The 641-nt window shown below is 66.6% G+C and carries 2 pseudogenes; both read left to right on the top strand.

The window, feature by feature from the left end:
• A pseudogene (locus A5646_RS00955) lies at positions 1-478 on the top strand (class II glutamine amidotransferase); the annotation flags it as partial.
• Between the two features lie 23 nt (positions 479-501).
• A pseudogene (locus tag A5646_RS28655) lies at positions 502-641 on the top strand (patatin-like phospholipase family protein); the annotation flags it as partial.

Below are 641 nucleotides of genomic sequence, written 5' to 3'. Positions count from 1 at the left end.
CGCGTTGATCACCGCGTCGATCCGGGCCCGCGACGGCGACATCACCGCCGGCCTCACCGACGCCATGCGATGGCTCGCCGACCACGTTCCCATCTACGCGGTCAACGTGTTGCTGAGCACGGCCACCGACATGTGGGCGCTGCGCTACCCCGAAACCCATCAGCTCTACATTCTGGATCGATCCGACGAGGCGGCGTCGCATGACGCGGAATTCGACTTGTGCACCAAGCGGATTCACGCCCGGTCGGAGCATCTGTGTGAGCGGTCGTCGGTGGTGTTCGCCACCGAGGTGATGGACGACGAGCCACGCTGGCGGCTGCTGCCGGCGGGCGAACTCTTCCATGTCGATGCGGATCTGCACATCCACCGCAGCATGATCCTGCCCGACCCGCCCAAACATCTGCTGCGTCGCGAGGACCTGAGCTCGCCGGTGGAGGAGTCGCAGCACGCCCTGCCGAACACCCGGCAACTGGCCTGATCGGTGCTGGCAAGGTAGACGGCGTGACAACCAAACGCGCGCTGGTGCTGGCCGGTGGGGGAATAGCGGGAATCGCCTGGGAGACAGGTGTTCTGCGGGGCATCGCTGACGAGTCACCCGCGGTGGCCCGGCTGCTGACCGAGTCGGACGTGCTGGTCGGGAC

It is taken from the genome of Mycobacterium sp. 1245499.0 (assembly GCF_001673615.1).
GTDB lineage: Bacteria > Actinomycetota > Actinomycetes > Mycobacteriales > Mycobacteriaceae > Mycobacterium > Mycobacterium europaeum_A.
The sequence above is the reverse complement of the archived record's forward strand: the minus strand, read 5'-3'. Positions and strand labels throughout refer to the sequence as shown.